Consider the following 25,034-nt stretch of genomic DNA (forward strand, 5'->3'; position numbering starts at 1 on the left):
GCACGGATTGATGCACCGCGTCCAACAATAACCCCTTCGCTACGATGAGCGCGTGACCAGCGGACGACCACGGGCCTCCTCGCGCGACACGCTCGCCGACGCCGCGTGCGAGCTGTTCCTCGAGCAGGGGTACGCCGCCACGACCGTCACGGAGATCACGACGCGGGCGGGTGTCAGCCGTTCCAGCTTCTTCAACTACTTCGCCTCGAAGGCCGACATCCTGTGGGGCGGGCTCGACGAGCGCATCGCGAAGCTCGAGCTGCGGCTGCGTGCGGCGAGCGGGCCGGAGGCGTCCGCGGACGTCCGGGCCGCCCTGGCCGAGCTCGGCGCGACCGTCGCGGCGGACAGCCTCGCCCTCGCCGTCGCGAATGCCGAGGCGATGGGACTGGCCGAGGAGCTCCGGCGCGAGGCGGCGCTCCGCCACGCGCGCATCGCGGCCGTCGTCGCCGACCGGCTCGAGCGGGCGGGGACGCCGCGACTGGCGGCCGCCGTCGCCGGTTCCGCGCACGCCGGCGCCGTCTGGGCGGCTGTCGCGCAGTGGGCGAGCGCCGGGCCGGGTCGGACGGCGCTCCCCGAGCTCCTCGACACGGCGCTCGCGGCGGCGGCCCCCACCCTCCCGGATGCCGCGCACGCGGCGAGGCCGGTCCGCCGTCGAGGCTAGAATCGGGGGATCATGGCGACTTTCGGCACCCTCTCCGACCGGCTCACCGAGACCTTCCGCAACCTCCGCAAGAAGGGGCAGCTCACGCCCGCGGACGTGGACGGCACCGTCCGCGAGATCCGGCGCGCGCTCCTGGACGCCGATGTGGCGCTCACCGTCGTCAAGGAGTTCACGGCCAAGGTGCGCGAGCGGGCGCTCGGCGATGAGGTCAACCGCGCACTGAACCCCGCCCAGCAGGTCGTGCAGATCGTCAACGAGGAGCTCGTCGCGATCCTGGGCGGCCAGCAGCGCCGGCTGCAGTTCGCGAAGAACCCGCCGACCGTCATCATGCTCGCGGGCCTCCAGGGCTCCGGAAAGACCACCTTCGCGGGAAAGCTCGCGCGGATGCTGCAGAAGGACGGTCACACGCCGCTCCTCGTGGCCGCCGACCTCCAGCGCCCGAACGCCGTCAACCAGCTGCAGGTCGTTGCCCAGCAGGCCGGCGCCGCGGTCTACGCGCCCGAACCGGGCAACGGCACCGGCGACCCGGTGCGGGTCGCCCGTGACGGCGTCGAGACCGCTCGCCGCCAGCAGCACGACGTCGTCATCATCGACACCGCCGGCCGCCTCGGCGTCGACGCGGAGCTCATGAAGCAGGCCGCCGACATCCGGACGGCCACCGACCCCGACGAGGTCCTCTTCGTCATCGACGCGATGAGCGGCCAGGATGCCGTCAACACGGCCAAGGCGTTCCAGGACGGCGTCGACTTCACCGGCGTCGTGCTCTCCAAGCTCGACGGCGACTCCAAGGGCGGCGCGGCGCTGTCGGTCACCTCCCTGACCGGACGCCCGATCATCTTCGCCTCCACGGGGGAGGGCCTGGACGACCTCGAGGCGTTCCACCCCGACCGCATGGCGAGCCGCATCCTCGACCTCGGCGACATCCTCACCCTCATCGAGCAGGCGCAGGCCGCGTTCGACGAGGAGGAGGCCCTCAAGGTCGCCGAGAAGCTCGCGACCGAGCAGTTCACCCTCGAGGACTTCCTCGGGCAGCTGCAGCAGATGCGCAAGATGGGCTCGATGAAGAAGATGCTCGGCATGCTGCCGGGCATGGGTCAGATGAAGCAGCAGCTCGAGGACTTCGACGAGCGCGAGATCGACCGCACCGAGGCCATCATCCGCTCGATGACGCCGGGGGAGCGCCGCAACCCCAAGGTCCTCAACGGGTCGCGTCGCATGCGCATCGCCCGCGGCTCCGGCATGACCGTCACCGACGTCAACGCGCTCGTCAACCGCTTCGAGCAGGCCGCGAAGATGATGAAGACCGTCGCGCGCGGCGGTGTCCCCAACATCCCCGGCATGGGACCCATGGGCGGCAAGCCCGGTGCGTCCAGCAAGCGCGGGAAGCAGGCCAAGAGCCGCTCCGGTTCACGCTCGGGCAACCCCGCCAAGCGCGCGGCGGAGAACGCCGGCATCGCCGCGGCGCCCGCGACCGGGTCGGGCTTCGGGCTGGGCGGCGGCGCCCCGCAGCCGACCGAGGCGGACCTCGCCGAGATCCAGAAGCTCTTCGGCAAGGGCTGAGCGCGCCGCCCCGGACTCAGCCGTGCAGGGTCGCCAGGTGGTCGCGCAGCGTCGGCCCGGCCCGGAACTCGCGGATGAGGTGCTGGACGACCTGCCGGAGATCGCCGTCGGCCGCCTCGGCGACGCGCAGCTGGCGCGCGTAGCTCGCGCCCTGCTCGACGATCGCGCCGAGCCCGGCGAACTCGCGCGCGCAGTGCAGCTCCTCGGCGACGGGCATGAGCCGTTCCATGGTCTCGCGCAGGTGGTCGGTGACGAGGCGCTGCGCGCCGTCGTGGTCGACGATCAGGCGGGCGTCGAGCCCGTAGCGAGCCGCCCGCCACTTGTTCTCGCGGATGAACCAGGGCTGGATCGTCGGGAGCTCGCGCCCTGCGTCGAGCTCCCGCGAGAAGTGCTCGACGAGCACCTGCACGAGCGAGGCGACGGCGGCGAGCTCGGGGAGCGTCGACATGCCGTCGCACGCGCGCACCTCGATCGTGCCCCAGCGCGGCGCCGGACGGATGTCCCAGCGGACCTCGGTCGCGTCGTCGATGACGCCGGTGCGCACCATGTCCTCGAGATAGCCCTCGTACTGGCTCCAGTCGGTCAGCGGCCACGGAAGCCCCGCGGTGGGCAGCTGCTGGAAGACGAGCGCGCGGTTGGACGCGTAGCCCGTGCGATCGCCGGCCCAGAACGGGCTGGATGCCGAGAGGGCCTGCAGGTGCGGGAGGTACACCGCCAGCGCGTTGATGATCGGGAAGACCTTGTTGACGTCCTCGACGCCCACGTGCACGTGGATGCCCCAGATCATCATGTTGCGGCCCCACCACTGCGTGCGCTCGATGAGCTTGTGGTAGCGGGTCTTGTCGGTGACCTGCTGGTCGTACCACTGCGCGAACGGGTGGCTGCCGGCGCACAGCAGCTCCAGTCCCATCGGGTCGGTGACGGTGCGCACCGTGGCGATCGCGTCGGCGATGTCGTCCACGGCAGCGGCCACGGTGTCGCCGATGCCGCTGGTCACCTCGATGGTGTTGGTCAGCAGCTCGCCGGTCACGGTGTACCGCTCCAGCTCGGTCGGCTCCGCGACCTGCGCGATCACGTCGGGTGCCCGCGGAGCGAGGTCGCCCGTCGCCCCGTCGGCGAGCATGATCTCCCATTCGAGCCCGACCGTGGAGCGGGCGGATGTCGCAAACGGCACCGTCATCCGCTCAGTCTGACACGACGCGCCACCGCCGGTTCGCGGCATCCGTCCGGATCTGGCAAAATGGATCTTTGGACCACCCGCTCGACCCTCTAATCCGGCGGGGCGCGTCCACCCAGAGCTCCCGCCGGGTGTGCACCCCACGCTCCAGGCGACGTTCATCACCTCTTACACATTCAGGAGAATTGTGGCTGTCAAGATCCGTCTCAAGCGCCTCGGCAAGATCCGTGCGCCGTACTACCGCATCGTCGTCGCCGACTCGCGCACCAAGCGCGACGGTCGCGTCATCGAGGAGATCGGCAAGTACCACCCGACCGAGGAGCCCTCGTTCATCGAGGTCGACTCCGCGCGTGCGCAGTACTGGCTCTCCGTCGGCGCGCAGCCGACCGAGCAGGTCGCGGCGCTCCTCAAGCTCACGGGCGACTGGGGCACCTTCAAGGGCGACGAGAACCCCGTCTCGACGGTGAAGACCGCCGAGCCGAAGGCCGCCTTCCAGGTGGACGCCGCCAAGAAGTCGGTGCTCAAGCCCCAGGTCAAGAAGGCCGAGGCTCCCGCCGAGTCCACCTCCGACGCCGAGGCGCCCGCCGCCGAGGCCGACGCAGAGTAAGCCGTTGCTGGCCGCCGCGCTCGAGCACATCGTCAAGGGGATCGTCGATCACCCCGACGATGTCACCATCAACTCCTCCTCGTCGCCGCGAGGCGACGTCCTCGAGGTGCGCGTGCACCCCGATGACCGGGGGCGTGTGATCGGGCGCGGCGGACGCACGGCCAAGGCGCTGCGGACGCTCGTGTCCGCACTCGCCGACGGGAAGCGCGTCCGCGTCGACGTCGCGGACGACTGAGATGGCCGCTGCGAAGCCGGCCCGCACGCAGCTGCGTGTCGGCCGTCTTGTCAAGGCGCACGGGCTCAAGGGCGCCCTCAAGCTCGAGTTGTACACCGACGACCCGGACGGACGCTTCGTCCCGGGCGCCGAGTTCACCCTCCAGGTGCCGGAATCCTCGCCCTGGCACGGGAAGACCGTCAAGGTCCGCGAGTTCCGCTGGATGAACTCCCACCCCGTCGTCTTCTTCGACGACATCGACGACCGCGAGGGCGCCGAATCGATCGTCCGCGCGATCCTCTGGATCGATCAGGACGACGCGTCCGCGCCCACCGAGGAGGACGCCTGGTACGACCACCAGCTCGTCGGCCTCGAGGTCGTGCGCGACGGCGCGGTCGTCGGGCGCGTCGCGCGCGTGGACCACCTGCCCGCGCAGGACATGCTCATCGTCTCCCCGACGGGCCAGGGCGGCGAGATCCTCGTGCCGTTCGTGAAGGCGATCGTCCCCGAGGTGGATCTCGTCGCAGGCCGCGTCACCGTGACGCCGCCGGCCGGGCTCTTCGAAGAGCTGCCGGATGACGACGAGGTCGCCCCCGCCGAGGACCCGGCCGACGAGGACTGACGTGCGCATCGACGTCGTCACGATCTTCCCGGCGTTCTTCGACGTCCTCGAGGTGTCCCTCCTCGGCAAGGCCCGCGGCAGCGGCATCCTCGACGTCCGCGTCCATGATCTGCGCGATCACGCGCACGACCGCCACCGCAGCGTCGACGACACCCCCTACGGCGGCGGCGCCGGCATGGTCATGAAGCCCGAGCCCTGGGGCGAGGCGCTGGACGCCATCGCCGCGGACGCCGCATCCCGTCCCGTCTTCATCTTCCCCTCACCGGCCGGCGAGCCCTTCACGCAGGCCACCGCCCGCGAGCTCGCGGGCTCGCCGCACCTCGTGTTCGGATGCGGCCGCTACGAGGGGATCGACGAGCGCGTCTTCGACTACGCCCGGGCACTCGGCGAGGTGCGCCTCATCAGCCTCGGCGACTACGTCCTCAACGGCGGGGAGGTGGCTGCCATGGCGATGATCGAGGCCGTCGGCCGACTCATCCCCGGGGTGGTCGGCAATCCGGACAGTCTCGTGGAGGAATCGCACGAGGACGGTCTGCTGGAGTACCCGTCCTACACCAAGCCCGCCTCATGGCGCGGGCGGGACGTCCCCGACGTCCTGCTCAGCGGCCACCACGGCAACGTCGCACGGTGGCGCCGCGAGCAGCAGGTGCAGCGCACCCGCGAACGGCGGCCCGACCTGCTGCCGGACTCAGTCGACGCCGAGGAATGACCGGTCCGTCAGGACGATCGGCCCCGCGTCGGTGATCGCGACGGTGTGCTCGGCGTGCGCGCCGCGCGAGCCGTCGACGCTGCGCAGCGTCCACCCGTCCGGGTCGGTCACGAGCTCGTCGGTGGTCTGCAGGAACCACGGCTCCAGCGCGAGCACGAGACCGGCGCGCAGCGGATAGCCGCGGCCCGGCTTGCCGTCGTTGGCCACGTGCGGGTCGCCGTGCATCTCCCGGCCCACGCCGTGCCCGCCGAAGTCGGTGTTGATGGCGTACCCGTCGGCGTGGGCGACGCCCGCGATCGCGTGCGAGATGTCGCCGATGCGGTTCCCGACGACCGCCGCATCGATCGCGGCGACGAGGGCCCGCTCGGCGGTGTCGATGATCGCGAGGTCCTCGTCGCGCGGCGTCCCCACGACGAACGAGACGGCGGAGTCGGCCACCCAGCCGTCCACGGCGACCGCGAAGTCCAGCGAGACCAGGTCGCCGTCGCGGAGCGTGTAGTCATGCGGGAGCCCGTGGAGCACGGCATCGTTGATGGACGTGCAGATGACCTTCCCGAACGGGCTCGCGCCGAACGAGGGGTGGTAGTCGATGTAGCACGACTCCGCCCCCGCCCGGCGGATCAGCTCGTGCGCGCGCCGGTCGATCGCCAGGAGGTTCGTGCCGACCGTGGTCTCCTCGCGAAGGGTCGCGAGGACCTCGGCCACGAAACGGCCGGCGGGCCGCATCGCCTCGATCTCGGCAGGCGTGCGCAACTCGATCATCTTGATCCTTTCCTCAGGAACCATTGTGACGGACCGGCGTAGCATCGAAGCCATGTGGCTGAGACGCGCGTTCTACCAGTGGCTCCTGCCGGCGGCGCTCGTCCTGCCGCTGTGGCTCCTGATCGGCTGGATCGCGTTCAGTGCGAGCGGCTGGGCACTGCTCTGGGTGATCGTCATCGCCATCCCGTCGGTCCTCGTCGGCCAGCTCCTGCTGACCCTGCTCGCCCGCGCACGGGGGACCGTCCGCCACACCCGCGCGCTGTCCTGGTGGGATGTGGGCGGGTTCGCGCTCTGGCACCTGCTCACGATCGCCGTGGGGTTCTTCTCCCCGGCCGCCTTCTGGCCGCTGCTGACGGCCGCCGTCGTCGTCTTCATCGGGCTCGTCTGGCTCATGCTGTGGCAGCTCTTCCGCGAGGCGAAGCCGAGTGCCGTGCTCCGGCGCGCGACCGACGGCGCCGTCTACATCCCGCCGCCCGCGACGAAGACGCCGCAGCGGCCCCAGGAGGTCATCATCGTGAGCGAGAAGCGGAGCCCCGGCGACGCCTGAGCCGGTTTGGCGCGCACCGGCATCCATGGCAGAATGGATGTTTGTGCCCTGAACAGGTTCTGCCTCAGGGGAGCACGGCGCCGGATTCGGCTGCCTAGGGCGCACTCCATCCTTTTCTCTAACTCTCGCGATCGACCTGTGGCGGTCGCAGGAAGTGACGATCATGCAGATCCTCGACTCCGTCGACGCAGCATCCCTGCGCACCGACATCCCGGTCTTCAACCCGGGCGACAACGTGAAGGTTCACGTCAACATCACCGAAGGCAACCGCTCGCGCGTCCAGATCTTCCAGGGCGTCGTCATCGGCCGCTCCGGCGACGGCGTGCGCGAGACCTTCACGGTCCGCAAGATCAGCTTCCAGGTCGGCGTGGAGCGCACCTTCCCGGTGCACAGCCCGGTGATCGACCACATCGAGGTCGTCACCCGCGGCGACGTGCGTCGCGCGAAGCTGTACTACCTCCGCAACCTCCGCGGCAAGAAGGCCAAGATCAAGGAGAAGCGCGACCGCTGAGACGCGTCGCGATTCACCGCCCGATGCCCCGGGACCGTTCGTCGGTCCCGGGGCATCGCGCTGTCCGTGGCCCGCGCGCGGCGGCGCGCACGGGGGCGCGGATGTGCGACCCTTGTAGGGCGGTCCCGGGACGACCGGCGGATGTGTGAAGGACGGGAATGACTTCGGAGACGACGGCCCCCGCCGCAGATGCCGCGGGTGACTCCGCATCCCCTCGTCGGCCGCGCCGACTCTGGCTCCTCGTCCGGGACGTGCTGGTGATCGTCCTGATCGCCGTCGTGGTCTCCTTCCTCGTCAAGACCTTCCTGGTCCGCTCGTTCTTCATCCCGTCCAGCTCGATGGAGCAGACGCTGCAGATCGACGACCGGATCCTCGTGGACGAGCTCACGCCGCGGTTCGGCGGCTACGACCGCGGCGACGTCGTCGTCTTCCGCGACCCCGGCGGTTGGCTGCCGCAGACTCTCGACCCCGACCGCTCCTTCGCGGTGGAGGCCGTCGACTGGGTGCTCGCCCTCGTGGGCATCTCCGCGCCGGACAGCAAGGACCATCTGATCAAGCGGATCATCGGCGTCGCCGGCGACCACGTCGTGTGCTGCAACGCGATCGGCCAGATCGAGATCAACGGCGTCCCTGTCGACGAGTCGGAGTATCTGAACCTCGCGGAGGGTCAGAGTGCGCCGGACGAGGTGCCGTTCGACGTGACGGTGCCGGACGGCTCGCTCTGGGTCCTCGGGGACAACCGCGACCACTCCCGCGACTCGCGCTACAACGTCGATCAGCCCTCGCGCGGCTTCGTGCCGGTCGACAACGTCGTGGGCCGCGCGTTCCTGCTGACGTGGCCGTTCTCCCGGTTCGGCTTCATCGACTCGCACCACGACGTCTTCGCCGGCGTCCCGGAGACCCGGACGCCATGACGGTCGCGACCCCGAAGCTCACCGTCGAGCGACGCCTGCTGAAGGAGCATGCCCTCGTCATCGCGTGCGACGAGGTCGGCCGCGGCGCTCTCGCGGGACCCGTCGCCGTGGGGGCCGCAGTCGTCGACGCGAGCGGTGCCCGCCGTCGCATCCCGGAGGGCCTCCGCGACTCGAAGCTCGTCGCGGAGCATCATCGCGCCGCGGTCGCCGAGCGCGCCGCGGGCTGGGTGAGCGCCTCCTCCGTGGGGTGGGCCAGCGCCGCCGAGATCGACGATGTCGGGATCATCCGCGCGCTCGGACTGGCTGCCCTCCGCGCGATCGCCGACCTCCGCGCCTACGGCGTCGTCCCGGAGGACGCGATCGTGATCCTCGACGGCAACCACGACTACATCACCCCGGCCGGCGGTGCGGGCCTGCGCATCACGCCGATCGTCAAGGCCGACCGCGACTGCGCGTCGGCAGCGGCGGCATCCGTCATCGCGAAGGTCGCGCGCGACGCGCTCATGACGCGCCTGCACGACGACGTCCCGGTCTACCAGTGGGCGCGCAACAAGGGGTACGCGAGTCTCGAGCACCGCGAGGCGATCCGCTCGCACGGTCTCAGCGACCACCATCGCGCGTCGTGGGCCATCGCGGACGCGCCCACGCTGTTCTGACGCCGCCGCCGACGCCTGCGCGGTGGCCCGGCGGTGACCTGGACCTCGCGCGACCCTAGGATGGAAGCACCATGGACGACGAAGTATTCGAGGACTACGACCGCGAACTCGAACTGGCGCTCTACAAGGAGTACCGGGATGTCGTGTCGCAGTTCCAGTACGTGATCGAGACCGAGCGACGGTTCTATCTCGCCAACGAGGTCAACGTCGTCCGCCGCGACACCGAGCACGACTTCTACTTCGAGATCTCGATGCAGGACGTGTGGGTGTGGGACATCTACCGGGCCGACCGGTTCGTGAAGTCCGTGCGCGTGCTGACGTTCAAGGACGTCAACGTCGAGGAGCTGCAGCGCCGCGACTTCCAGCTTCCCGAGGAGCTCTCGCTCGACTGAGCGGCGCCTCCTGCACAGGATGCCGCGGCTCCGGCACCGTCCACCGATCGGCGGTCGGCTGCGCTGACGGGGTGACCCGCTCGCCACGATGCCCTCATGGCATTGAAGGACGAGCGCGGCCAAGCCGGTGAGGACCGCGCCGCGGGGCATCTCCGGCGCGGCGGCTACGAGATCCTCGACCGCAACTGGCGCTGCCCCGCGGGGGAGATCGACATCGTCGCGGCATCGTCGACCGACCTCGTGGTCGTCGAGGTGAAGACGCGGCGCACCGAGTGGTTCGGGCATCCGTTCGAGGCCGTCGACGCGCGCAAGCGGGCACGGCTGTGGCGGCTCTCCTGCGCGTGGATCGCCGCGCATCCCGCAGCCGCGCGCGGGAGACGGCTGCGCCTGGACGTCATCGCCATCACGGGGGAGGACCCCGCCACGGCGGTCCTCGAGCACATCGAGGACCTCGCATGAGCCTCGGGCGGACCTGGTCCGTCGCGCTCACCGGCCTCGTCGGAGACCTCGTGGAGGTCGAGGCCGACCTGTCGAACCAGACCCCCGGGTTCGCGATCATCGGTCTCGCCGACAAGGCCATCTCCGAAGCGCATCAGCGCGTCCACAACGCGTGCGCGAACAGCGACCTCGCCCTGCCGCGTCGCCGCCTGACGGTGAACCTGTCACCCGCGAGCCTGCCGAAGCAGGGCACGGCGCTCGACCTCGCCATCGCCCTCGCGGCCCTCGCCACCGAGCACGCGATGGACCGCGACTCGCTCGCCGGTGCCGTGCACCTGGGGGAGCTGGGCCTGGACGGGCGGCTCCGACCCGTGCCCGGCATCCTGCCCGCCGTCCTCGCCGCCGCACGGGCCGGGTTCCGCCGGGTCGTCGTCCCGCACGCCTGCCGCCCGGAGGCGGAGCTGGTCGACGGTGTCGAGGTGTTCGGCGCCGTGAGCCTGCGCGACGTCGCGCGCTGGCATGGACTCGACGTCGCGGACGTCGAGGAGCAGCCCGTCCCGGTCCCGGTCGGCGCCCCGGACCTGGACGCCGATCCGCCCGAGCTCGCCGAGGTGATCGGCCAGCGCGACGCCGTGGACGCGCTGGTGGTGGCCGCGGCGGGCGGCCACCATCTCCTGATGAGCGGCCCGCCCGGCGCCGGAAAGACGATGCTGGCGCGGCGCCTCCCCGGCATCCTGCCCGATCTCGACGACGGGGCCGCGCTCCAGGTCGCGTCCATCCGCTCGCTCGCGGGCCTTCCGGTGACGGGCCTGCGACGGACGCCCCCGTTCGAGGCCCCGCATCACAGCGCGAGCGTGGCAGCGCTCGTGGGCGGCGGGAGTCGCGTCGTCCGCCCGGGCGCGATTGCGAGGGCCAGCGGCGGGGTCCTCTTCCTCGACGAGGCGGGGGAGTACAGCGGGCACGCGCTGGACGCGCTGCGTCAGCCGCTCGAGGCCGGCCGGATCGAGATCCACCGCGCCGGCTTCCGCGCCGCGTTCCCCGCGCGGTTCCAGCTCGTCCTCGCGACGAACCCGTGCCCGTGCGGGGTGTACGGCGTGCCCGGCGGCACGTGCGTCTGCCCGCCGATGGCCATCCGGCGCTATCTCGCGCGCCTGTCCGGGCCGCTGCTGGACCGCATCGACATCGAGTTGGCCATGCAGCGCGTCTCGCTCGCGCAGATCACCGGCGCCGGGAGCGGCACGGAGACGACGGCGTCCGCGCGGGGGCGTGTCGCGGAGGCGCGAGCCCGGGCGGCGCACCGGCTGCGCGAGACCCCGTGGCGGACGAACGCCGAGGTCTCCGGTTCGTGGCTGCGCGCCGGTCCGCTCGCACCCGAGCCGATCATCCGCCGGCCGCTGGATGCCGCACTGCATCGGGGGTCGCTCACCCTGCGCGGCTTCGACCGTGTGCTGCGCGTCGCGTGGTCGGTCGCCGACCTCGCGGGCCGGGGCCGGCTCGAGGTGCCCGACATCGGTCGTGCGCTGTACCTGAAGCGGGGAACACGCGCATGACGGTCCCGGAGGTGTCGGCCGCGGCGGCGCGCGAGGCGCTGCGGGGGAGTCCCGGCGCGCGCGGCACCGATCACGATGACGACGCCGTGCGCGACCGGTACGCACGCGGGCTCTGGTCGGCGCTCACCGAGCCGGGCGACGGTGTCGCCGGGGCTCTGCGGGACCGCTGGGGCGCCGTCGGAGCCCTCGCCATCGCGCTCTCGCCGGACGGGGGAGAGGAGCGGGCCGCCGAAGCCGGCATCGCCCCCGATGCCCTGCAGAAGGCGCGCGACCGGTGGCGGCCCCGGGCCGGTGACCTCGGGGAGGCCTTCGACGCGGCGCGGCGCGCCGGGGCGGCTCTGCTCACGCCCGCCGACCCGCAGTGGCCGGCGGGGTTGGATGATCTCGGACCCCACGCGCCGGTCGGGCTGTGGACCCTCGGCGCACCCGACCGCCCGCTCACCCAAGGATCGGCCGTCGCGCTCGTGGGGGCGCGCGCGGCGACGGCGTACGGCGAACATGTCGCCATGGAGCTCGCCGCCGAGCTCGCCGCGACGGGGACGACGGTCGTGTCGGGGGCGGCGTACGGGGTGGATGGCTGCGCGCATCGCGCCGCCCTGCGCGTGGAGGGGATGACGCTCGCGCTCCTCGCCGGCGGCGTCGACCGTCCCTACCCGGCCGGGCACAGCGAGATGCTCGACCGGATCGCCCGGACGGGCGTCGTCGCATCCGAGGTCCCGTGCGGCTCCACGCCGACGAAGTGGCGGTTCCTCGCACGGAACAGACTCATCGCCGCCGCCGCTGACGCGACGGTGGTCGTGGAGGCGGGGTGGCGGAGCGGCTCGCTCAACACCGCGCACCATGCCGCCGCGCTCGGTCGTCCACTGGGTGCGGTGCCCGGCCCGATCACGAGTGCGGCGTCGGCGGGCTGTCACCGGCTGCTGCGCGAGGCCGACGCGCTCTGCATCACGAACGCCGATGACGTGCGCGAGCTGCTGGGCCTGCCCGTCGCGGCGGCGACCGACGGCGGCGGCCGCACCGACGAGCGAACCCGGGTGCTCGACGCCCTGAGCGTCCGCGCCCCGCGCGCCGGCGAGGAGGTCGCACGGCGCGCGGGCCTCTCGGCCGGCGACGCCGCCGCGCTGCTGGGTCTCCTCGAGCTGGAGGGGAGGGCAGCGCGCGGGATCGACGGGTGGCGGCGGTGCTGAGCGGCCCCGGAGGGTCGCGGCCCGCGCGCCGGGAGGGCGGGGCATGCTGGAGCCATGCGCATCTCCGACGCCATCCGGGCCTACGCCGCCCATCTGGCGGACGTGCGGCGCCTCTCGCCCGCGACGGTGCGCGCCTACCGCGCAGACCTGACCGATCTCGCCCGATCCTGCGGTGACCTCGACGTCGCCGACGTCGACCTGGAGACCCTCCGCGAGTGGCTGTGGACGGCGACCAAGCGCGGCGACGCCCGCGCGACGATCGCCCGCCGCACGGCGTCGGCCCGAGGATTCTTCGACTGGTCCGTCGAATCCGGGCTGCGCGATGCCGACCCGAGTCTGCGTCTCGTCGCACCCAAGCGCGGGCGCACCCTCCCGCACATCGCGACCGCGGGCGCCATGTCGACGCTGCTCGACGAGGCGGGCACCGCCGCGGATGAGGGCGACCCCCTCGCACTGCGGGACGCCGCGATCCTGGAGCTGCTCTACGGTGCGGCGCTCCGCGTGTCGGAGCTGTGCGGCCTCGACCCCGACGCCGTCGATCACGACCGCCGGACGGTCCGCGTCCTCGGCAAGGGCTCGAAGGAGCGCATCGTCCCGTTCGGAGCGCCCGCCGGACGCGCCCTCGACGCGTACCTCGTCCGCGGTCGGCCGACGCTGCTGGCGCGCGGCGCCGGAGCCGTCCCCCACCCGGCGCTCTTCCTCGGTGCCCGCGGTGGGCGGATCGGCCCGCGCGCCGTGTACGACATCGTCGCCCGGACGGTCGGGCCGGCCGTCGGCGCGGGTGCGGTGGGCCCGCACGCTCTGCGTCACTCCGCGGCGACCCACCTCATCGACGGCGGAGCCGATCTCCGTGCCGTGCAGGAGCTGCTCGGCCACGCGAGCCTCGGGACGACGCAGATCTACACGCACGTCTCGGCCGAGAAGCTCACCGCCTCCTACCGTCTCGCCCACCCGCGCGCGTAGCCGCGGGTCTCCTCAGCAGCACGGGAGCAGGATCGCCCGCGGGAGGTGACCGAGCAGGAGCAGCGGGTTGATGTACGCGCCGTGCTCCCGCACCCCGAAGTGCAGCGTTCCGTGGACGCTGTGCCCGCCGAGCGAGAGCGAGCCGACCGGGTCGCCCGCCGCGACACGCGTCCCCGGCACCGGCATCGCTCCGACGGGCTCGAGCGTCGTGACGAGACCTGCGCCGTGGTCGATCGTGACGACTCCGCGTCCGGCGACCGGGCCGGCGAAGGCCACGACCCCCGCGGCAGGGGAGCGGACGACCTCATCGCCGACCGGCTGCAGGTCGATCCCGCGATGCCCGGGCCCGTACTGGTGCGCCGGAGCGGAGAACGGCCGCGCGATGCGGAAGGAGTCCAGCGGCCAGCGCCAGCCGCTCAGTGCCGCACGGTCGACCGCGTCGACGGTCTGCGGCACTCCGTCCGCCGCGCCGCGCGCAGGCGGGACCGTGCCGGCTGCGAGGGTCATCACGGCCGCCAGCCCGGCCGCCACCCAGCGTCCCGAGAGCATCATGTCGGGAGCCTGCTCCGTCCATCCATCCTGACAGCGGTCGATCGCCCGATCGGTGGACGATCGGGGCCCCGTCCCTGCGGGGCAGGAACCGGCGTGGCTGATACACTGAAAGACGCACCTCGCTTGTCGGGGTGACTCCGCGTGCCCACAGCGCCGGCGGCGATCCGCGAGGACCGCTGCAGCGTGGCATCCCACACCCCAGGTCTCACACCGCTCCGGCGGAAGAGTGGGTGTGCGCCGGGCACCAGGCCCGCCGACCTTCCGGTCCGGCGAGAACAACCGAAACAGGGCGCCCCGCGCGCCGGAACAGGAGAACGGCCATGGCCGTCGTCACCATTCGCCAGCTGCTCGACAGCGGCGTCCATTTCGGGCACCAGACCCGCCGGTGGAACCCGAAGGTCAAGCGCTTCATCCTCACGGAGCGCTCCGGCATTCACATCATCGACCTGCAGCAGTCGCTCGCCTACATCGACCAGGCGTACGAGTACGTCAAGGAGACGGTCGCCCACGGCGGCACCATCCTCTTCGTCGGCACGAAGAAGCAGGCCCAGGAAGTCATCGCCGAGCAGGCGACCCGCGTCGGCCAGCCCTACGTCAACCAGCGCTGGCTCGGTGGCCTCCTCACCAACTTCGCCACGGTCAGCAAGCGCCTCGCCCGCATGAAGGAGCTCGAGGAGCTCGACTTCGAGAACCCCGCCGAGAGCGGCTTCACGAAGAAGGAGCTGCTGCTCAAGAAGCGCGAGCTGGACAAGCTGCACAAGTCGCTCGGCGGCATCCGCAACCTCCAGAAGACGCCGTCGGCCATGTGGGTCGTCGACGCCAAGCGCGAGCACCTCGCCATCGACGAGGCCAAGAAGCTCGGCATCCCCGTGATCGGCATCCTCGACACGAACGCCGACCCGGACGAGTTCCAGTACCCGATCCCCGGCAACGACGACGCGATCCGCTCGGTGGGCCTGCTCACCCGCATCATCGCCGACGCCGCCGCCGAGGGTCTCATCCAGCGTCACCAGCCCACCGACGAGGCCGCCGACGCCGAGCCGCTGGCCGACTGGGAGCGCGAGCTCCTCGAGTCCGCTCCGGCCGACGCCGCCGCGGAGGCTCCGGTCGCCGATGAGGTCGCCGCCGAGGCTCCTGCTGCCGACGAGGCTCCCGCCGAGGAAGCGCCCGCCGAGGACGCCGCCGCCGACGAGGCGCCCGCCGAGGAGGCTCCGGCCGAGGACGCCGCTGCCGACGAGGCGCCCGCCGAGGAGGCTCCGGCCGAGGACGCCGCGACCGAGGCTCCGGCCGAGGACGCCGCCGACGAGGCCCCCGCCGCCAAGTAAGTCGTCGCCCCGGCGGGCGCAATCCGCCCGCCGGGGCTCCCCACACCACAGAACCAAGGAGCCACCACCCATGGCAAACTTCACCATCGCCGACATCAAGGCGCTGCGCGAGCAGCTCGGCACGGGCATGGTCGACACCAAGAAGGCGCTCGAGGAGGCCGACGGCGACCTCGAGAAGGCCGTCGAGATCCTGCGCCTGAAGGGCGCGAAGGGCAACGCCAAGCGCGCCGACCGCTCCACGAGCGAAGGCCTCGTCGCCGCGGCCGAGACCGACGGCGCCGTCACCATGATCGAGCTCGCGTGCGAGACCGACTTCGTCGCCAAGAACGACCGCTTCATCGCCCTCGCCGACAAGGTGCTCGCCGCGGCTGCCGCTGCCGGCGCAGACTCGGCCGAGGCCGCCCTCGCCGCCGACGCGAACGGCCAGACCGTCGAGCAGCTCATCTCCGACGAGGCCGCCATCATCGGCGAGAAGGTCGAGCTGCGGCGCGTCCGGACGCTCACCGGCGACGCCTTCCAGGTGTACCTGCACAAGACGAGCAAGGACCTCCCCCCGCAGGTCGGCGTCGTCGTCGCCTACTCGGGCGAGGATGCCGACACGGCTCGCTCCATCGCGCAGCACATCTCCTTCGCGAACCCCTCCTACCTGTCCCGCAACGAGGTCCCCGAGGCCGACGTGGACAAGGAGCGCGAGATCGTCACCGAGATCTCCCGCAACGAGGGCAAGCCCGAGGCCGCCCTGCCGAAGATCGTCGAGGGGCGCGTCAACGCGTTCTTCAAGCAGGTCGCCCTGCTCGATCAGGATTACGCGAAGGACAACAAGCTGTCCGTCGCCAAGGTCGCGCAGGACGCCGGCATCACCGTCACCGGCTTCGCCCGCTTCAAGGTCGGCGCGTAGTCATGGAAAGGGCCCGCATCCTCGGATGCGGGCCCTTTCCCGTGCCCGCCATTCGATAGTCTGCACACGCGACGAGAGGACCCACCCCGTGATCGATGAGAACACCGGACGCCGACGCGTCCTCCTGAAACTGTCCGGCGAGGCGTTCGGGGGTGGCCAGCTCGGAGTGAACCCGGACGTGGTCGGTCAGATCGCGCGCGAGATCGCGGCGGCCGTTGACCGCGTGGAGATCTCCATCGTCGTCGGCGGCGGCAACTTCTTCCGCGGCGCCGAGCTCAGCCAGCGCGGCATGGACCGCGGGCGCGCCGACTACATGGGCATGCTCGGCACCGTCATGAACGCGCTCGCCCTGCAGGACTTCCTCGAGCAGGCCGGTGCCGCCACGCGCGTGCAGTCCGCCATCGCGATGACCCAGGTCGCCGAGCCGTACATCCCGCGTCGTGCCGAACGGCACATGGAGAAGGGCCGCGTCGTCATCTTCGGCGCCGGTGCCGGCCTGCCCTACTTCTCGACCGACACCGTCGCCGCCCAGCGCGCACTCGAGATCGGCGCCGATGAGGTCCTCGTCGCCAAGAACGGCGTCGACGGGGTCTACACGGCCGATCCGAAGACGGATGCCACCGCCAGCCGCATCGACGAGATCACCTACCGCGACGCGCTGCAGCGGGGACTCAAGGTCGTCGACTCGACGGCGTTCAGCCTCTGCATGGACAACGGCATCGACATGCGCGTGTTCGGGATGGAGCCGGCCGGCAACGTCACCCGCGCGCTGCTCGGCGAGCGGATCGGCACGCTCGTCACCGTCTGAGCCGAAGGGCCCGCCGCACTAGACTCGACCTGACGTACCGACGAATGGAGTGACCGTGATCGCCGACATCCTGGCCGACACGACCGCGCGCATGGACCGTGCCGTGGAGGCGGCGAAGGAGGACTTCGCCACCGTCCGCACGGGCCGCGCCAACCCGCAGATGTTCCAGAAGATCCTCGTGGACTACTACGGCTCGCCCACCCCGCTCGCGCAGCTCGCCTCGCTGAACAACCCCGAGGCCCGCACGATCATCGTGACGCCGTACGACAAGTCCGCGCTCAAGGCGATCGAGCAGGCCATCCGCGACACGCCGAACCTCGGTGCGAACCCGACGAACGACGGCAACCTCGTCCGCGTCACGCTCCCCGAGCTCACACAGGAGCGCCGCAAGGAGTACGTCAAGCTCGTCCGGTCCAAGGGCGAGGACGCGAAGGTGCACCTGCGCGGCATCCGCCGCAAGAGCAAGGACGACCTCGACGCGCTCAAGAGCGACGTCGGCGAGGACGACCTCGTCCGCGCGGAGAAGGAGCTCGACGCGCTCACGCGCGCCCGCGTCGACGCCATCGACGACGCTCTCAAGCGCAAAGAAGCCGAACTCCTCGAGGTCTGAGCTCCCATGACCGAGCCCTCCGGCGACCCGGCGCCGGACGAACGGATGCCGACGACGCGAGCCGCGCGTCGCGCCGTGGATCCGGCATCCTTCCAGCAGCATGTCCGCGCCGCGCGGTCGGAGTTCGAGCTGCAGATCGAGAAGGCGCGGACCGACTTCGAGCACGCCAACGAGCGGATCAACGAGCGGACCGGCCGCAATCTGCTTCTCGCGACCCTCATCGGCGTCGCGATCGGCGCCGCCGTCCTCGGCGCGCTGCTGTTCGTGAAGTGGATCTTCCTCTTCTTCGCGATCCCGGTGTGCCTCCTCGGCCTGTTCGAGTTCACCCGCGCCCTGCAGGCCGCCGGCAGGCGCGTCGACCTCGTCGTGCAGCTGCTGGCCGGCACCGTCATCCTGCTGGCCGGCTTCTTCGTCGGCCACTGGACCCACTGGGTCATCACCTTCACCGCCGTCGCGGTGGCCGTCGTCTGGCGCCTCATGGCCCAGATGGCGGCGCGTGACGGCCGCCGTTACGGCCAGGTCGTCTCGGACGCGCTCGTGGCGGGCTTCCTGCCGCTCTACGTGCCGTTCCTCGGGAGCCTGTGCCTCGTCCTGCTGCGACAGGAGCAGGGCGAGCTGTGGGTCCTCACGATGATCGCGACGGTCGTGGCCGCCGATACCGGCGCGTACGCGAGCGGGCTGGCCTTCGGCAGGCATCCGATGGCGCCGCTCATCAGCCCCAAGAAGACGTGGGAGGGCTTTGCGGGAGCGGCCCTCGCCGCCGTCGTCGCCGCGGTGCTGATGGGGATGTTCCTCCTGCAGGTCCCGTTCTGGGTCGGGATCGTCTTCGGCATCGTCGTCCTGGGCTCCGCGACCGTCGGAGACCTCGGCGAGTCGATGATCAAGCGCGACCTCGGCATCAAGGACATGAGCTCCTGGCTGCCCGGGCACGGGGGAGTCCTCGACCGGCTCGACTCGATCCTGCCGTCGACGATCACGGCGCTCGCGATGTACTTCCTCTTCTTCCCGCTGGTGGGCGCATGACCGGCGAGCCCTCGACGGAGACGACCGCGTCGACCCCCTTCCCGCTCGCGACCGGCCGGTTCAAGGGCTATGACATCGCCGCGGTCGACGAGTTCCTCGCCGCCGCGCGCGCCGCGTTCGAGGACGGGGACGACGCGCACATCGGGTCTGCCGACATCCGCCAGGTGGGCTTCCCTCTCGTCGCGCACGGCTATCAGATCGCCGCGGTGGATGCGGCGCTCGGACGCCTGGAAGACGCGTTCGCCGCCCGGGAGCGCGAGCACGCGCTCTCGCGGGCCGGTGCGCGCGGGTGGGTGGGCCGCTCCCGCCGCCTCGGACAGGAGATCCTCGACCGTCTCACTCGTCCGCGCGGTCACCGCTTCGAGCGTGTGGGGCTGATGGCCTACGGCTACCGCATCGACGAGGTCGACGTCGTGGCCGACAAGATCGCCGGCTATCTCGAATCGGGCGAGCACGTCACGGTCGACCAGGTGCGCAGCGTGGCCTTCCGCATGCAGCGTCGCGGCTACCGCGAAGACCAGGTCGACGCCGTCCTGGACGCCGTCGTCGAGGTCATGCTGGCCGTCGGCTGACACCCTCGGCCACCCCCGGATGACACGACTCGCGGCCAGCCGGTAGACTCGCGGCACTGTGACTTCCGAAGGCGAGCTGATCCCCGCGTCACCCCGAGAGGTGGCGGCGTCGGCGAGCCCCGTCGCCCGCACCGCGCCCGCACGCGCCCGATGGTCACGCCGGCGGGGCGTGCTGGCCGTGTTCGCGGCCCTCGCGGTCGCTGGATTCGTCGCGGCGTACATCGGTCCGATCGGCGCGACGGTGTCGCAGGCGGAGGCCAGCGAGCTGGATCCCGTGTCGCTGTATGCGAGCTCCATCGAAGACGCGCAGGCGTACGTCGCCGACGCCGCGACGGGCGCGACGCTCGACCGGGCCGGCGTGACCTACACGGTCTACGTCAAGCCGAAGCCGAAGCCGACGCCCACGCCGACGCCCACGGCGGAGGCGGAGACGCGCAGCGGGTCGTCGGCATCGACCTGGTCCCCGCCGTTCGTCTCGCCGGATCCCGGCAGCGCACAGGCGATCGCGTACGAGATGGTCACCGCGCGGGGCTGGGGCGACGACCAGTTCGCGTGTCTCGTCGCGCTGTGGAAGAAGGAATCCGGCTGGCGGGTGAACGCCTACAACGCCTCCAGCGGCGCGTACGGCATCCCGCAGGCGCTCCCCGGCACGAAGATGGCATCCGCCGGAGCGGACTGGGAGACCAACCCCGCGACGCAGATCTCGTGGGGCCTCGGCTACATCAAGGGCCGGTACGGCACTCCCTGCGGCGCGTGGGACCACTCGCAGAGCGTGGGCTGGTACTGAGCGCATGCCGCGGTCGAACCGTCGCCGGCCGCAGCCGGCCGACGACTCCCTCGAACGTCTCCTGAGCGGCTGGAAGCGCACGGAGACCCGCCGCGGCACCACGTGGACCGTGCAGCCCGTGTCGGCCGCGCAGGCGCAGAAGACCTATACGTGCCCCGGGTGCGGGCGCGACGTCGTGCCCGGCACGGCGCACCTCGTCATCTGGCGCGCCGACGGCGTGCTGGGCGATGCCGCGGACCTCGCGGCACGTCGACACTGGCACACGGCATGCTGGAGGATCAGCTGACATGGAGATCCGCGGACCCGTCCTCCTGCCCGCGCGGCGCGAGGACATCGAACTCGAGACGCTCGACGGGCTGACGCTCGTCGGCGAGCTCGCGCTGCCCGCGACCGCCGAACCGGTCGCGACGCTCGTGACGCTGCATCCGCTGCCGACGGCAGGCGGCTTCATGGACTCCCACGTGCTGCGCAAGGCCGCGGGACGCCTGCCCGCCCTCGCCGACCTCGCCGTGCTCCGCTTCAACACGCGCGGCACGAGCTCGCCGCGCGGCACGAGCGACGGCGCGTTCGACGGCGGGCGCGCCGAGGCGTTCGACGTCGCGGCGGCGATGGACTTCGTGCGGGAGCGCGGACTGCCCCGTCCCTGGCTCGTGGGGTGGTCGTTCGGCACCGAGCTCGCCCTGAAGTACGGCCGCGACCACGACGTGGAGGGCATCATCCTGCTCTCGCCGCCGCTGCACCGCGCCACCGACGAGGACATCGCGGCGTGGGAGGGCACCCCGCGGAGCGTCATCGTCGTGGTGCCCGAGTTCGACGACTATCTGCGTCCGGACGAGGCGCGGCGGCGCTTCGCTCCCATCGGCCACGCCACCGTCATCGCGGTGGACGGCGGCAAGCACCTGTGGGTCGGGGAGACGCAGACCCGGCGTGTGCTGACCGAGATCGTCGCGGCCGTGAACCCGGACGCGCTGCCGCTGCCGACCCAGTGGCACGGCGCGCCCGCCGAGTGATCAGAGCGCGCTGATCAGAGCTCGTTCTGCCGCGGGATGATGACCTGTCGGTAGATGATGAGGATGGCGGCGGCCACCGGGATCGCGATCAGTGCGCCCAGCAGGCCCAGCAGCGATCCGCCGGCGAGGGCCGCGATCACGACGACCGCTCCCGGAACCGAGACGGCGCGGTTCATGATGCGCGGAGACAGCAGGTATGCCTCCACCTGCATGTAGATCACGTACCAGATGAGCGCCACGAGCGCCGTGAGCGGCGATCCGAGCCCGGGGATGAGGCAGGTCAGGACGATGATCGCCGAGCCCGTCAGCGTGCCGACGAGCGGGATGAGCGAGAAGAAGAACGCGATGACGGCGAGGACGGCGGGGAAGGGGGCGCCGATGATGCTGAGGAAGATCGCGCTCAGGACGCCGTTGATGATGCCGAGGAGACCCTGCCCCATGACGTAGTAGCCGACGGAGTCCGTGATCTGCTCGGACAGGTCGACGAACCGCTCACGCTTGGAGGCGGGGACCAGCTGGTAGACGGCGGCCTTGAGCGACGGCGTGGAGGACGTGAAGTAGATCGTCAGGATCAGCACGATGATCGCGCCGGTCGATGCGGCGATGATGCCCCCGCCGATGCCGAGCAGGGTGGTGCCCACGGACGAGCCGATCTCACCCATGTCGAGGGAGGCGTACCAGTCCGAGACGTACTGAAACACCTGGTCGACGTTCAGCAGGGGGAAGATGTCGTGCAGCCACTCCTTCGCGGCGTTCACGGGATCCCACGTGCCCGCGACCGCATCCTCGACCAGCGTCTGGATCTGCGTGACGAGCTGCGTGATCTGTCCCGCGATGATCGGCACGACCATGAGGATGATCCCCGCGAAGACGGCGAGGACCCCGACGAACGTCACGAGGAGGGCAGCCCAGCGGGGGAGTCCCCGCCGCTCCAGCCAGGACACGAGCGGGTCGAGGCCCAGCGACAGGAAGAGTGCCGTTCCCACGTACAGCAGCACCGTCTGCAGCGTCGTGATGCTCGTGATGAGCAGGATGCCGACACCGACGCCGAGCGTCGCGATCAGTGCGGTGCGGAACGGATGCTGGATCTTCACGGGCCCTCTTTCCGGGGGGTCTCTGTGGAGTCAGGATACGCAGGCGCGGCGCGCACAGGCGGCGCCTCGCCCGCTCCCGGGCGACATTCAGCCGGTATTCGCTAGTCTGGAACGTCGATTGTGCATCCGCGGCGCGCGCTGCGGACGCAGAGAGGTGTCGTTTCGTGCGTTTCGTGTGGGCTGTGGCCGCGTTCGTGCTGGCCACGCTGATGATCGGTGCCGGCATCGCCCAGCGCACCGTGTTCCAGGGCCCCGAGACCGAGAGCCAGGCGATCGAGATCGACGAGACCGCGCCGTACATCCTCGTCGACGGCAGCGTCCTGAACAGCCACCGCGGCGCGCAGACCTTCCGCGCGCGCGGCGACGGGGAGATCTTCGCGGCGTACGGCCGCACGAACGACATGACGCAGTGGCTCGCGACGAGCGACCACGTGCGGGTCACGCTCGACGACGACGGCGAGCTGTCGACCTCGTTCGTCGCCGCGCCGGCCCTGCCGGAGGGCGAGGAGCCGGCCGCGCTCACTCCGTCCGGCTCCGACCTGTGGCTCGACGAGTTCCAGCAGGAGGACGTCCTCGTGACCTCCCTGCAGCTGCCCGAGGACATGAGCATGCTCGTCGCGGCCGACGGCGTGCAGCCCGCGCCGTCCCGCCTCACCCTCACCTGGCCGACGGGCGTCACGACGCCGTGGGCCGGACCGCTCATCGTCGGGGGCTGCATCGTCATGGCCGCCGGCATCGTCCTGTACATCCTCGGTCTCCGCCACGCGCGTCGCTCGCGCGGTCCTCGCCGGAAGGGCCTCCCGCTGACCCCGACCGAGCCCATCGATCTCGCCGTCGAGGGCGCCGACAAGGGCGTCATCAGCGCCACGCCGACGCGCCGTCAGCTCTCGGCGGGCAAGCGCGCGTTCGCGCTCGTGCCCGCCCTCGCGGTCTCCGCACTGCTGTTCACCGGCTGCACCGCCGATGCGTGGCCGCAGCTCGGCGGTACGCCGACGCCGACACCCTCCGAGACCGTCATCGTCCCGGACGGGCAGGGACAGCCCGCCGTGACGGAGACGCAGGCGCAGCGCATCGTCACCCGCATCGCCGAACAGGTCGCGAAGGCCGACGAGGCCCAGGATGCCGATGCCGCCGCGACGCGCCTCGCAGGTCCCGCCCTCGCGGAGCGGCGGACCAACTACAAGCTGCGCGCCAAGCTGGACGACCAGCCGGCGCTGGACCCGATCCCGAGCGGCGCCCTGTCGATCGTGCTGCCGCAGGCGTTCGACGGCTGGCCGCGGACCTTCATGGCGGTCGTCGACGACCCGCAGGACAAGCAGTCGACCATCATGGCGATGTCGCAGGAAGACGCGTGGGCGGACTACAAGCTCACGTACATCGCCAACCTCGCCGCCGACACCAGCATGAACGTCGCACCCGCCTACGTCGGCGCGACGGCCGTCGAGCCGAACTCCCCGTTCCTCGTCCTCCCGCCGGACCAGGTCGCCGCGGCCTATGCCGACATCCTGAACAAGGGCGACGACAGCGAGTTCACGTCGTTCTTCGACGAGGCGACCGATACTTTCCGGGCGGAGGTCGCGAAGGACCGCGCCGACCGTCTCGAGCAGTTCAACAAGACCGGGCAGAAGACCGGGAAGCTCTCGTTCGCGGCCACCGCGGGGGAGCAGGCCCCGGTCGCGCTCGCGACGCTCGACAGCGGCGCCATCGTCGCCGTCACGATCAACGAGAGCGACACGGTCACCCCGACGAACGACGACGCGGTCATCAAGGTGGACTCGAACCCGATCGTGAAGACCCTCGCCGGCGTGACGCAGTCCGCCACGGGCTTCACGACGACCTTCGCCGACCAGCTGTTCTTCTTCGTCCCGGCCCAGAGCTCCAGCGAGAGCATCCGGTTCCTGGGCTACTCGTCCAACATCCTCTCCGCCAAGGTGGTGAAGAAGTGAGCGACATCGCTCCGGGTGCCGTCCTCCGCGGCGCCGTCGACCTGTCCACCCTTCGAGCGCGGGCCGCACAGCCCGCAGCCGATGCGCCCGCGGGCGCCGCGCCGACCGGCTCCGCGCCGTCGCTCGTCTTCGACGCGACCGACGAGACCTTCGGCCAGGTGCTCGAGCTCTCGCGCACCGTTCCGGTGGTCGTGGACCTGTGGGCGGAGTGGTGCGGGCCCTGCAAGCAGCTGAGCCCCATCCTGGAGGAGGTCGTCGGCGAGCTCGGCGGCCGGCTCGTCCTCGCAAAGGTCGACGTGGATGCGAACCCGCAGCTCGCGCAGGGCTTCCGCGCGCAGTCGATCCCGATGGTGGTCGCCCTCGTCGCCGGCCAGCCCGTGCCGCTGTTCACCGGCGCCGTCCCAGAGCAGCAGGTGCGCGAGGTGTTCGCGCAGCTGCTGCAGCTCGCGGCGCAGCACGGCGTCACCGGGACCGTGCCCCTCGAGACGGCGCCCGAGACGGCGGCGGAGGAGGAGGAGCCTCAGCTCCCCCCGCTGCACCTCGAGGCGTTCGACGCCATCGAGGCCGGCGACTACGCACGCGCCGTGAGCGCCTACGAGCGGGCGCTCGCGGAGAACCCGCGCGACGAGGACGCCCGCGCCGGCCTCGGCCAGGTGCGTCTCCTCGAGCGCATCCAGGGCGTCGACCTGCAGGCGGCCCGCGATGCGGCCGCGTCCGCGCCGACCGACATCCCGGCGCAGTTCACGGCGGCCGACCTCGACCTCGCCGGCGGTCACGTGGAGGACGCCTTCGCACGCCTCCTCGATCTGTTCGCGGCGCTCCCCGGCGACGAGCGCGCGCCGGTGCGCGAGCGGCTCCTCGATCTGTTCGGGCTCGTCGGCACGGCCGACCCGCGCGTCATCCGCGCGCGGGGCCGGCTCTCCAGCCTGCTGTTCTAGA

The 25,034-nt window shown here is 71.5% G+C and carries 30 protein-coding genes; 26 read left to right on the top strand and 4 right to left on the bottom strand.

Annotated features, from left to right (window positions below; genetic code table 11):
* Positions 1-52: 52 nt before the first annotated feature.
* On the top strand, positions 53-661 hold the full coding sequence (locus QZL85_RS02835) for a TetR/AcrR family transcriptional regulator (RefSeq protein ID WP_295573339.1): 609 nt from the start codon (positions 53-55) through the stop codon (positions 659-661).
* A 12-nt stretch (positions 662-673) separates the two neighbouring features.
* Entirely contained in the window at positions 674-2,221 is a 1,548-nt protein-coding gene (gene ffh, locus QZL85_RS02840) for a signal recognition particle protein (protein ID WP_295573342.1), read from the top strand.
* A gap of 16 nt (positions 2,222-2,237) precedes the next feature.
* Here the strand turns inward: ffh and QZL85_RS02845 are convergent, their stop codons facing one another.
* Positions 2,238-3,401: a glutamate--cysteine ligase gene (locus QZL85_RS02845; protein WP_295573345.1), complete on the bottom strand. Its 1,164-nt coding sequence runs from the start codon at positions 3,399-3,401 to the stop codon at positions 2,238-2,240.
* A 184-nt stretch (positions 3,402-3,585) separates the two neighbouring features.
* Between QZL85_RS02845 and rpsP the strand changes: the two genes are divergently transcribed.
* From rpsP to trmD, 4 genes are read left to right on the top strand one after another with little or no spacing between them, the layout of a single operon-like run.
* The gene (rpsP, locus tag QZL85_RS02850; protein ID WP_295573348.1) at positions 3,586-4,005 is read left to right on the top strand and encodes a 30S ribosomal protein S16; all 420 of its coding nucleotides are present in this window, start codon (positions 3,586-3,588) and stop codon (positions 4,003-4,005) included.
* 4 nt (positions 4,006-4,009) lie between these two features.
* On the top strand, positions 4,010-4,240 hold the full coding sequence (locus QZL85_RS02855) for an RNA-binding protein (RefSeq protein ID WP_295573350.1): 231 nt from the start codon (positions 4,010-4,012) through the stop codon (positions 4,238-4,240).
* Between the two features lies 1 nt (position 4,241).
* Entirely contained in the window at positions 4,242-4,841 is a 600-nt protein-coding gene (rimM, locus tag QZL85_RS02860; RefSeq protein WP_295573352.1) for a ribosome maturation factor RimM, read from the top strand.
* A 1-nt stretch (position 4,842) separates the two neighbouring features.
* On the top strand, positions 4,843-5,550 hold the full coding sequence (gene trmD / locus QZL85_RS02865; RefSeq protein WP_295573354.1) for a tRNA (guanosine(37)-N1)-methyltransferase TrmD: 708 nt from the start codon (positions 4,843-4,845) through the stop codon (positions 5,548-5,550).
* Here the strand turns inward: trmD and map are convergent.
* Entirely contained in the window at positions 5,530-6,312 is a 783-nt protein-coding gene (gene map / locus QZL85_RS02870; protein WP_295573356.1) for a type I methionyl aminopeptidase, read from the bottom strand. The two genes, trmD and map, sit on opposite strands and share 21 nt — an antisense overlap.
* 52 nt (positions 6,313-6,364) lie before the next feature.
* Here map and QZL85_RS02875 point away from each other — a divergent pair, with 52 nt between their 5' ends.
* The 9 genes from QZL85_RS02875 (at position 6,365) to QZL85_RS02915 (ending at position 13,470) form a co-directional block, all read left to right on the top strand.
* Positions 6,365-6,859: an MFS transporter permease gene (locus tag QZL85_RS02875; RefSeq protein WP_295573358.1), complete on the top strand. Its 495-nt coding sequence runs from the start codon at positions 6,365-6,367 to the stop codon at positions 6,857-6,859.
* 163 nt (positions 6,860-7,022) lie between these two features.
* Positions 7,023-7,370 carry a 50S ribosomal protein L19 gene (rplS, locus tag QZL85_RS02880; RefSeq protein WP_295573360.1) on the top strand — a complete coding sequence of 116 codons (348 nt, stop codon included), beginning with the start codon at positions 7,023-7,025 and terminating at the stop codon, positions 7,368-7,370.
* Positions 7,371-7,528: 158 nt separating this feature from the next.
* Positions 7,529-8,284, top strand: a complete 756-nt coding sequence (gene lepB, locus QZL85_RS02885) for a signal peptidase I (RefSeq protein ID WP_295573361.1) — start codon at positions 7,529-7,531, stop codon at positions 8,282-8,284.
* Positions 8,281-8,940 carry a ribonuclease HII gene (locus QZL85_RS02890; protein ID WP_295573363.1) on the top strand — a complete coding sequence of 220 codons (660 nt, stop codon included), beginning with the start codon at positions 8,281-8,283 and terminating at the stop codon, positions 8,938-8,940. Before lepB ends, QZL85_RS02890 begins: the two co-directional genes overlap by 4 nt.
* A 71-nt stretch (positions 8,941-9,011) precedes the next feature.
* Positions 9,012-9,332: a DUF2469 family protein gene (locus QZL85_RS02895; RefSeq protein WP_028495443.1), complete on the top strand. Its 321-nt coding sequence runs from the start codon at positions 9,012-9,014 to the stop codon at positions 9,330-9,332.
* Between the two features lie 96 nt (positions 9,333-9,428).
* On the top strand, positions 9,429-9,791 hold the full coding sequence (locus tag QZL85_RS02900; RefSeq protein ID WP_295573366.1) for a YraN family protein: 363 nt from the start codon (positions 9,429-9,431) through the stop codon (positions 9,789-9,791).
* On the top strand, positions 9,788-11,320 hold the full coding sequence (locus QZL85_RS02905) for a YifB family Mg chelatase-like AAA ATPase (RefSeq protein WP_295573369.1): 1,533 nt from the start codon (positions 9,788-9,790) through the stop codon (positions 11,318-11,320). Before QZL85_RS02900 ends, QZL85_RS02905 begins: the two co-directional genes overlap by 4 nt.
* Positions 11,317-12,507: a DNA-processing protein DprA gene (gene dprA / locus QZL85_RS02910; protein ID WP_295573372.1), complete on the top strand. Its 1,191-nt coding sequence runs from the start codon at positions 11,317-11,319 to the stop codon at positions 12,505-12,507. Before QZL85_RS02905 ends, dprA begins: the two co-directional genes overlap by 4 nt.
* Positions 12,508-12,561: 54 nt before the next feature.
* Positions 12,562-13,470, top strand: a complete 909-nt coding sequence (locus QZL85_RS02915) for a tyrosine recombinase XerC (RefSeq protein ID WP_295573375.1) — start codon at positions 12,562-12,564, stop codon at positions 13,468-13,470.
* A 12-nt stretch (positions 13,471-13,482) separates the two neighbouring features.
* Here QZL85_RS02915 and QZL85_RS02920 read toward each other — a convergent pair whose 3' ends face one another.
* Positions 13,483-14,022: a murein hydrolase activator EnvC gene (locus QZL85_RS02920; RefSeq protein WP_295573378.1), complete on the bottom strand. Its 540-nt coding sequence runs from the start codon at positions 14,020-14,022 to the stop codon at positions 13,483-13,485.
* A gap of 320 nt (positions 14,023-14,342) precedes the next feature.
* On the opposite strand from QZL85_RS02920, the gene rpsB reads away from it, so the two are divergent.
* The 9 genes from rpsB to QZL85_RS02965 all read left to right on the top strand — a co-directional run bounded on the left by rpsB (position 14,343) and on the right by QZL85_RS02965 (position 21,055).
* A complete protein-coding gene (gene rpsB / locus QZL85_RS02925) occupies positions 14,343-15,347 on the top strand; it encodes a 30S ribosomal protein S2 (protein ID WP_295573381.1) in 1,005 nt (334 codons plus the stop codon).
* A gap of 70 nt (positions 15,348-15,417) precedes the next feature.
* Positions 15,418-16,245, top strand: a complete 828-nt coding sequence (tsf, locus tag QZL85_RS02930; RefSeq protein WP_295573384.1) for a translation elongation factor Ts — start codon at positions 15,418-15,420, stop codon at positions 16,243-16,245.
* A gap of 88 nt (positions 16,246-16,333) precedes the next feature.
* A complete protein-coding gene (gene pyrH, locus QZL85_RS02935; RefSeq protein ID WP_028495451.1) occupies positions 16,334-17,053 on the top strand; it encodes a UMP kinase in 720 nt (239 codons plus the stop codon).
* 55 nt (positions 17,054-17,108) lie between these two features.
* Complete coding sequence (gene frr, locus QZL85_RS02940; protein WP_295573386.1) at positions 17,109-17,663, top strand: ribosome recycling factor; 555 nt, start codon at positions 17,109-17,111, stop codon at positions 17,661-17,663.
* 45 nt (positions 17,664-17,708) lie between these two features.
* Complete coding sequence (locus QZL85_RS02945; RefSeq protein ID WP_295573935.1) at positions 17,709-18,686, top strand: phosphatidate cytidylyltransferase; 978 nt, start codon at positions 17,709-17,711, stop codon at positions 18,684-18,686.
* The gene (locus QZL85_RS02950) at positions 18,683-19,258 is read left to right on the top strand and encodes a DivIVA domain-containing protein (RefSeq protein ID WP_295573388.1); all 576 of its coding nucleotides are present in this window, start codon (positions 18,683-18,685) and stop codon (positions 19,256-19,258) included. The genes QZL85_RS02945 and QZL85_RS02950 overlap by 4 nt, the downstream gene beginning before the upstream one ends.
* Before the next feature lie 76 nt (positions 19,259-19,334).
* Positions 19,335-20,045 carry a lytic transglycosylase domain-containing protein gene (locus tag QZL85_RS02955; RefSeq protein ID WP_295573938.1) on the top strand — a complete coding sequence of 237 codons (711 nt, stop codon included), beginning with the start codon at positions 19,335-19,337 and terminating at the stop codon, positions 20,043-20,045.
* 4 nt (positions 20,046-20,049) lie between these two features.
* A complete protein-coding gene (locus QZL85_RS02960; RefSeq protein ID WP_295573390.1) occupies positions 20,050-20,331 on the top strand; it encodes a hypothetical protein in 282 nt (93 codons plus the stop codon).
* Between the two features lies 1 nt (position 20,332).
* The gene (locus tag QZL85_RS02965) at positions 20,333-21,055 is read left to right on the top strand and encodes an alpha/beta hydrolase (RefSeq protein ID WP_295573392.1); all 723 of its coding nucleotides are present in this window, start codon (positions 20,333-20,335) and stop codon (positions 21,053-21,055) included.
* Between the two features lie 14 nt (positions 21,056-21,069).
* On the opposite strand, the gene QZL85_RS02970 is transcribed toward QZL85_RS02965, so the two are convergent.
* On the bottom strand, positions 21,070-22,149 hold the full coding sequence (locus QZL85_RS02970; RefSeq protein WP_295573395.1) for an AI-2E family transporter: 1,080 nt from the start codon (positions 22,147-22,149) through the stop codon (positions 21,070-21,072).
* 164 nt (positions 22,150-22,313) lie between these two features.
* On the opposite strand from QZL85_RS02970, the gene QZL85_RS02975 reads away from it, so the two are divergent.
* Together QZL85_RS02975 and QZL85_RS02980 are read left to right on the top strand one after the other, a co-directional pair.
* Positions 22,314-24,095 (top strand): glycosyl transferase, encoded by a 1,782-nt coding sequence (locus QZL85_RS02975; RefSeq protein ID WP_295573397.1) that lies wholly within the window; start codon positions 22,314-22,316, stop codon positions 24,093-24,095.
* Positions 24,092-25,033 (top strand): tetratricopeptide repeat protein, encoded by a 942-nt coding sequence (locus QZL85_RS02980; protein ID WP_295573399.1) that lies wholly within the window; start codon positions 24,092-24,094, stop codon positions 25,031-25,033. The genes QZL85_RS02975 and QZL85_RS02980 overlap by 4 nt, the downstream gene beginning before the upstream one ends.
* The last annotated feature ends 1 nt before the right edge of the window (position 25,034 follow it).

The organism is uncultured Microbacterium sp., assembly GCF_900078385.1.
GTDB lineage: Bacteria > Actinomycetota > Actinomycetes > Actinomycetales > Microbacteriaceae > Microbacterium.

What these genes read in the sequence shown, in the direction of transcription:
- ffh (WP_295573342.1), top strand. Translation starts at nt 674, where the DNA reads ATGGCGACTTTCGGCACCCTCTCCGACCGGCTCACCGAGACCTTCCGC.
- QZL85_RS02845 (WP_295573345.1), bottom strand. Translation starts at nt 3,401, where the DNA reads ATGACGGTGCCGTTTGCGACATCCGCCCGCTCCACGGTCGGGCTCGAA.
- rimM (WP_295573352.1), top strand. Translation starts at nt 4,242, where the DNA reads ATGGCCGCTGCGAAGCCGGCCCGCACGCAGCTGCGTGTCGGCCGTCTT.
- map (WP_295573356.1), bottom strand. Translation starts at nt 6,312, where the DNA reads ATGATCGAGTTGCGCACGCCTGCCGAGATCGAGGCGATGCGGCCCGCC.
- QZL85_RS02875 (WP_295573358.1), top strand. Translation starts at nt 6,365, where the DNA reads ATGTGGCTGAGACGCGCGTTCTACCAGTGGCTCCTGCCGGCGGCGCTC.
- rplS (WP_295573360.1), top strand. Translation starts at nt 7,023, where the DNA reads ATGCAGATCCTCGACTCCGTCGACGCAGCATCCCTGCGCACCGACATC.
- lepB (WP_295573361.1), top strand. Translation starts at nt 7,529, where the DNA reads ATGACTTCGGAGACGACGGCCCCCGCCGCAGATGCCGCGGGTGACTCC.
- QZL85_RS02890 (WP_295573363.1), top strand. Translation starts at nt 8,281, where the DNA reads ATGACGGTCGCGACCCCGAAGCTCACCGTCGAGCGACGCCTGCTGAAG.
- QZL85_RS02895 (WP_028495443.1), top strand. Translation starts at nt 9,012, where the DNA reads ATGGACGACGAAGTATTCGAGGACTACGACCGCGAACTCGAACTGGCG.
- QZL85_RS02900 (WP_295573366.1), top strand. Translation starts at nt 9,429, where the DNA reads ATGGCATTGAAGGACGAGCGCGGCCAAGCCGGTGAGGACCGCGCCGCG.
- QZL85_RS02905 (WP_295573369.1), top strand. Translation starts at nt 9,788, where the DNA reads ATGAGCCTCGGGCGGACCTGGTCCGTCGCGCTCACCGGCCTCGTCGGA.
- dprA (WP_295573372.1), top strand. Translation starts at nt 11,317, where the DNA reads ATGACGGTCCCGGAGGTGTCGGCCGCGGCGGCGCGCGAGGCGCTGCGG.
- QZL85_RS02915 (WP_295573375.1), top strand. Translation starts at nt 12,562, where the DNA reads ATGCGCATCTCCGACGCCATCCGGGCCTACGCCGCCCATCTGGCGGAC.
- QZL85_RS02920 (WP_295573378.1), bottom strand. Translation starts at nt 14,022, where the DNA reads ATGATGCTCTCGGGACGCTGGGTGGCGGCCGGGCTGGCGGCCGTGATG.
- rpsB (WP_295573381.1), top strand. Translation starts at nt 14,343, where the DNA reads ATGGCCGTCGTCACCATTCGCCAGCTGCTCGACAGCGGCGTCCATTTC.
- tsf (WP_295573384.1), top strand. Translation starts at nt 15,418, where the DNA reads ATGGCAAACTTCACCATCGCCGACATCAAGGCGCTGCGCGAGCAGCTC.
- QZL85_RS02945 (WP_295573935.1), top strand. Translation starts at nt 17,709, where the DNA reads ATGCCGACGACGCGAGCCGCGCGTCGCGCCGTGGATCCGGCATCCTTC.
- QZL85_RS02950 (WP_295573388.1), top strand. Translation starts at nt 18,683, where the DNA reads ATGACCGGCGAGCCCTCGACGGAGACGACCGCGTCGACCCCCTTCCCG.
- QZL85_RS02960 (WP_295573390.1), top strand. Translation starts at nt 20,050, where the DNA reads ATGCCGCGGTCGAACCGTCGCCGGCCGCAGCCGGCCGACGACTCCCTC.
- QZL85_RS02965 (WP_295573392.1), top strand. Translation starts at nt 20,333, where the DNA reads ATGGAGATCCGCGGACCCGTCCTCCTGCCCGCGCGGCGCGAGGACATC.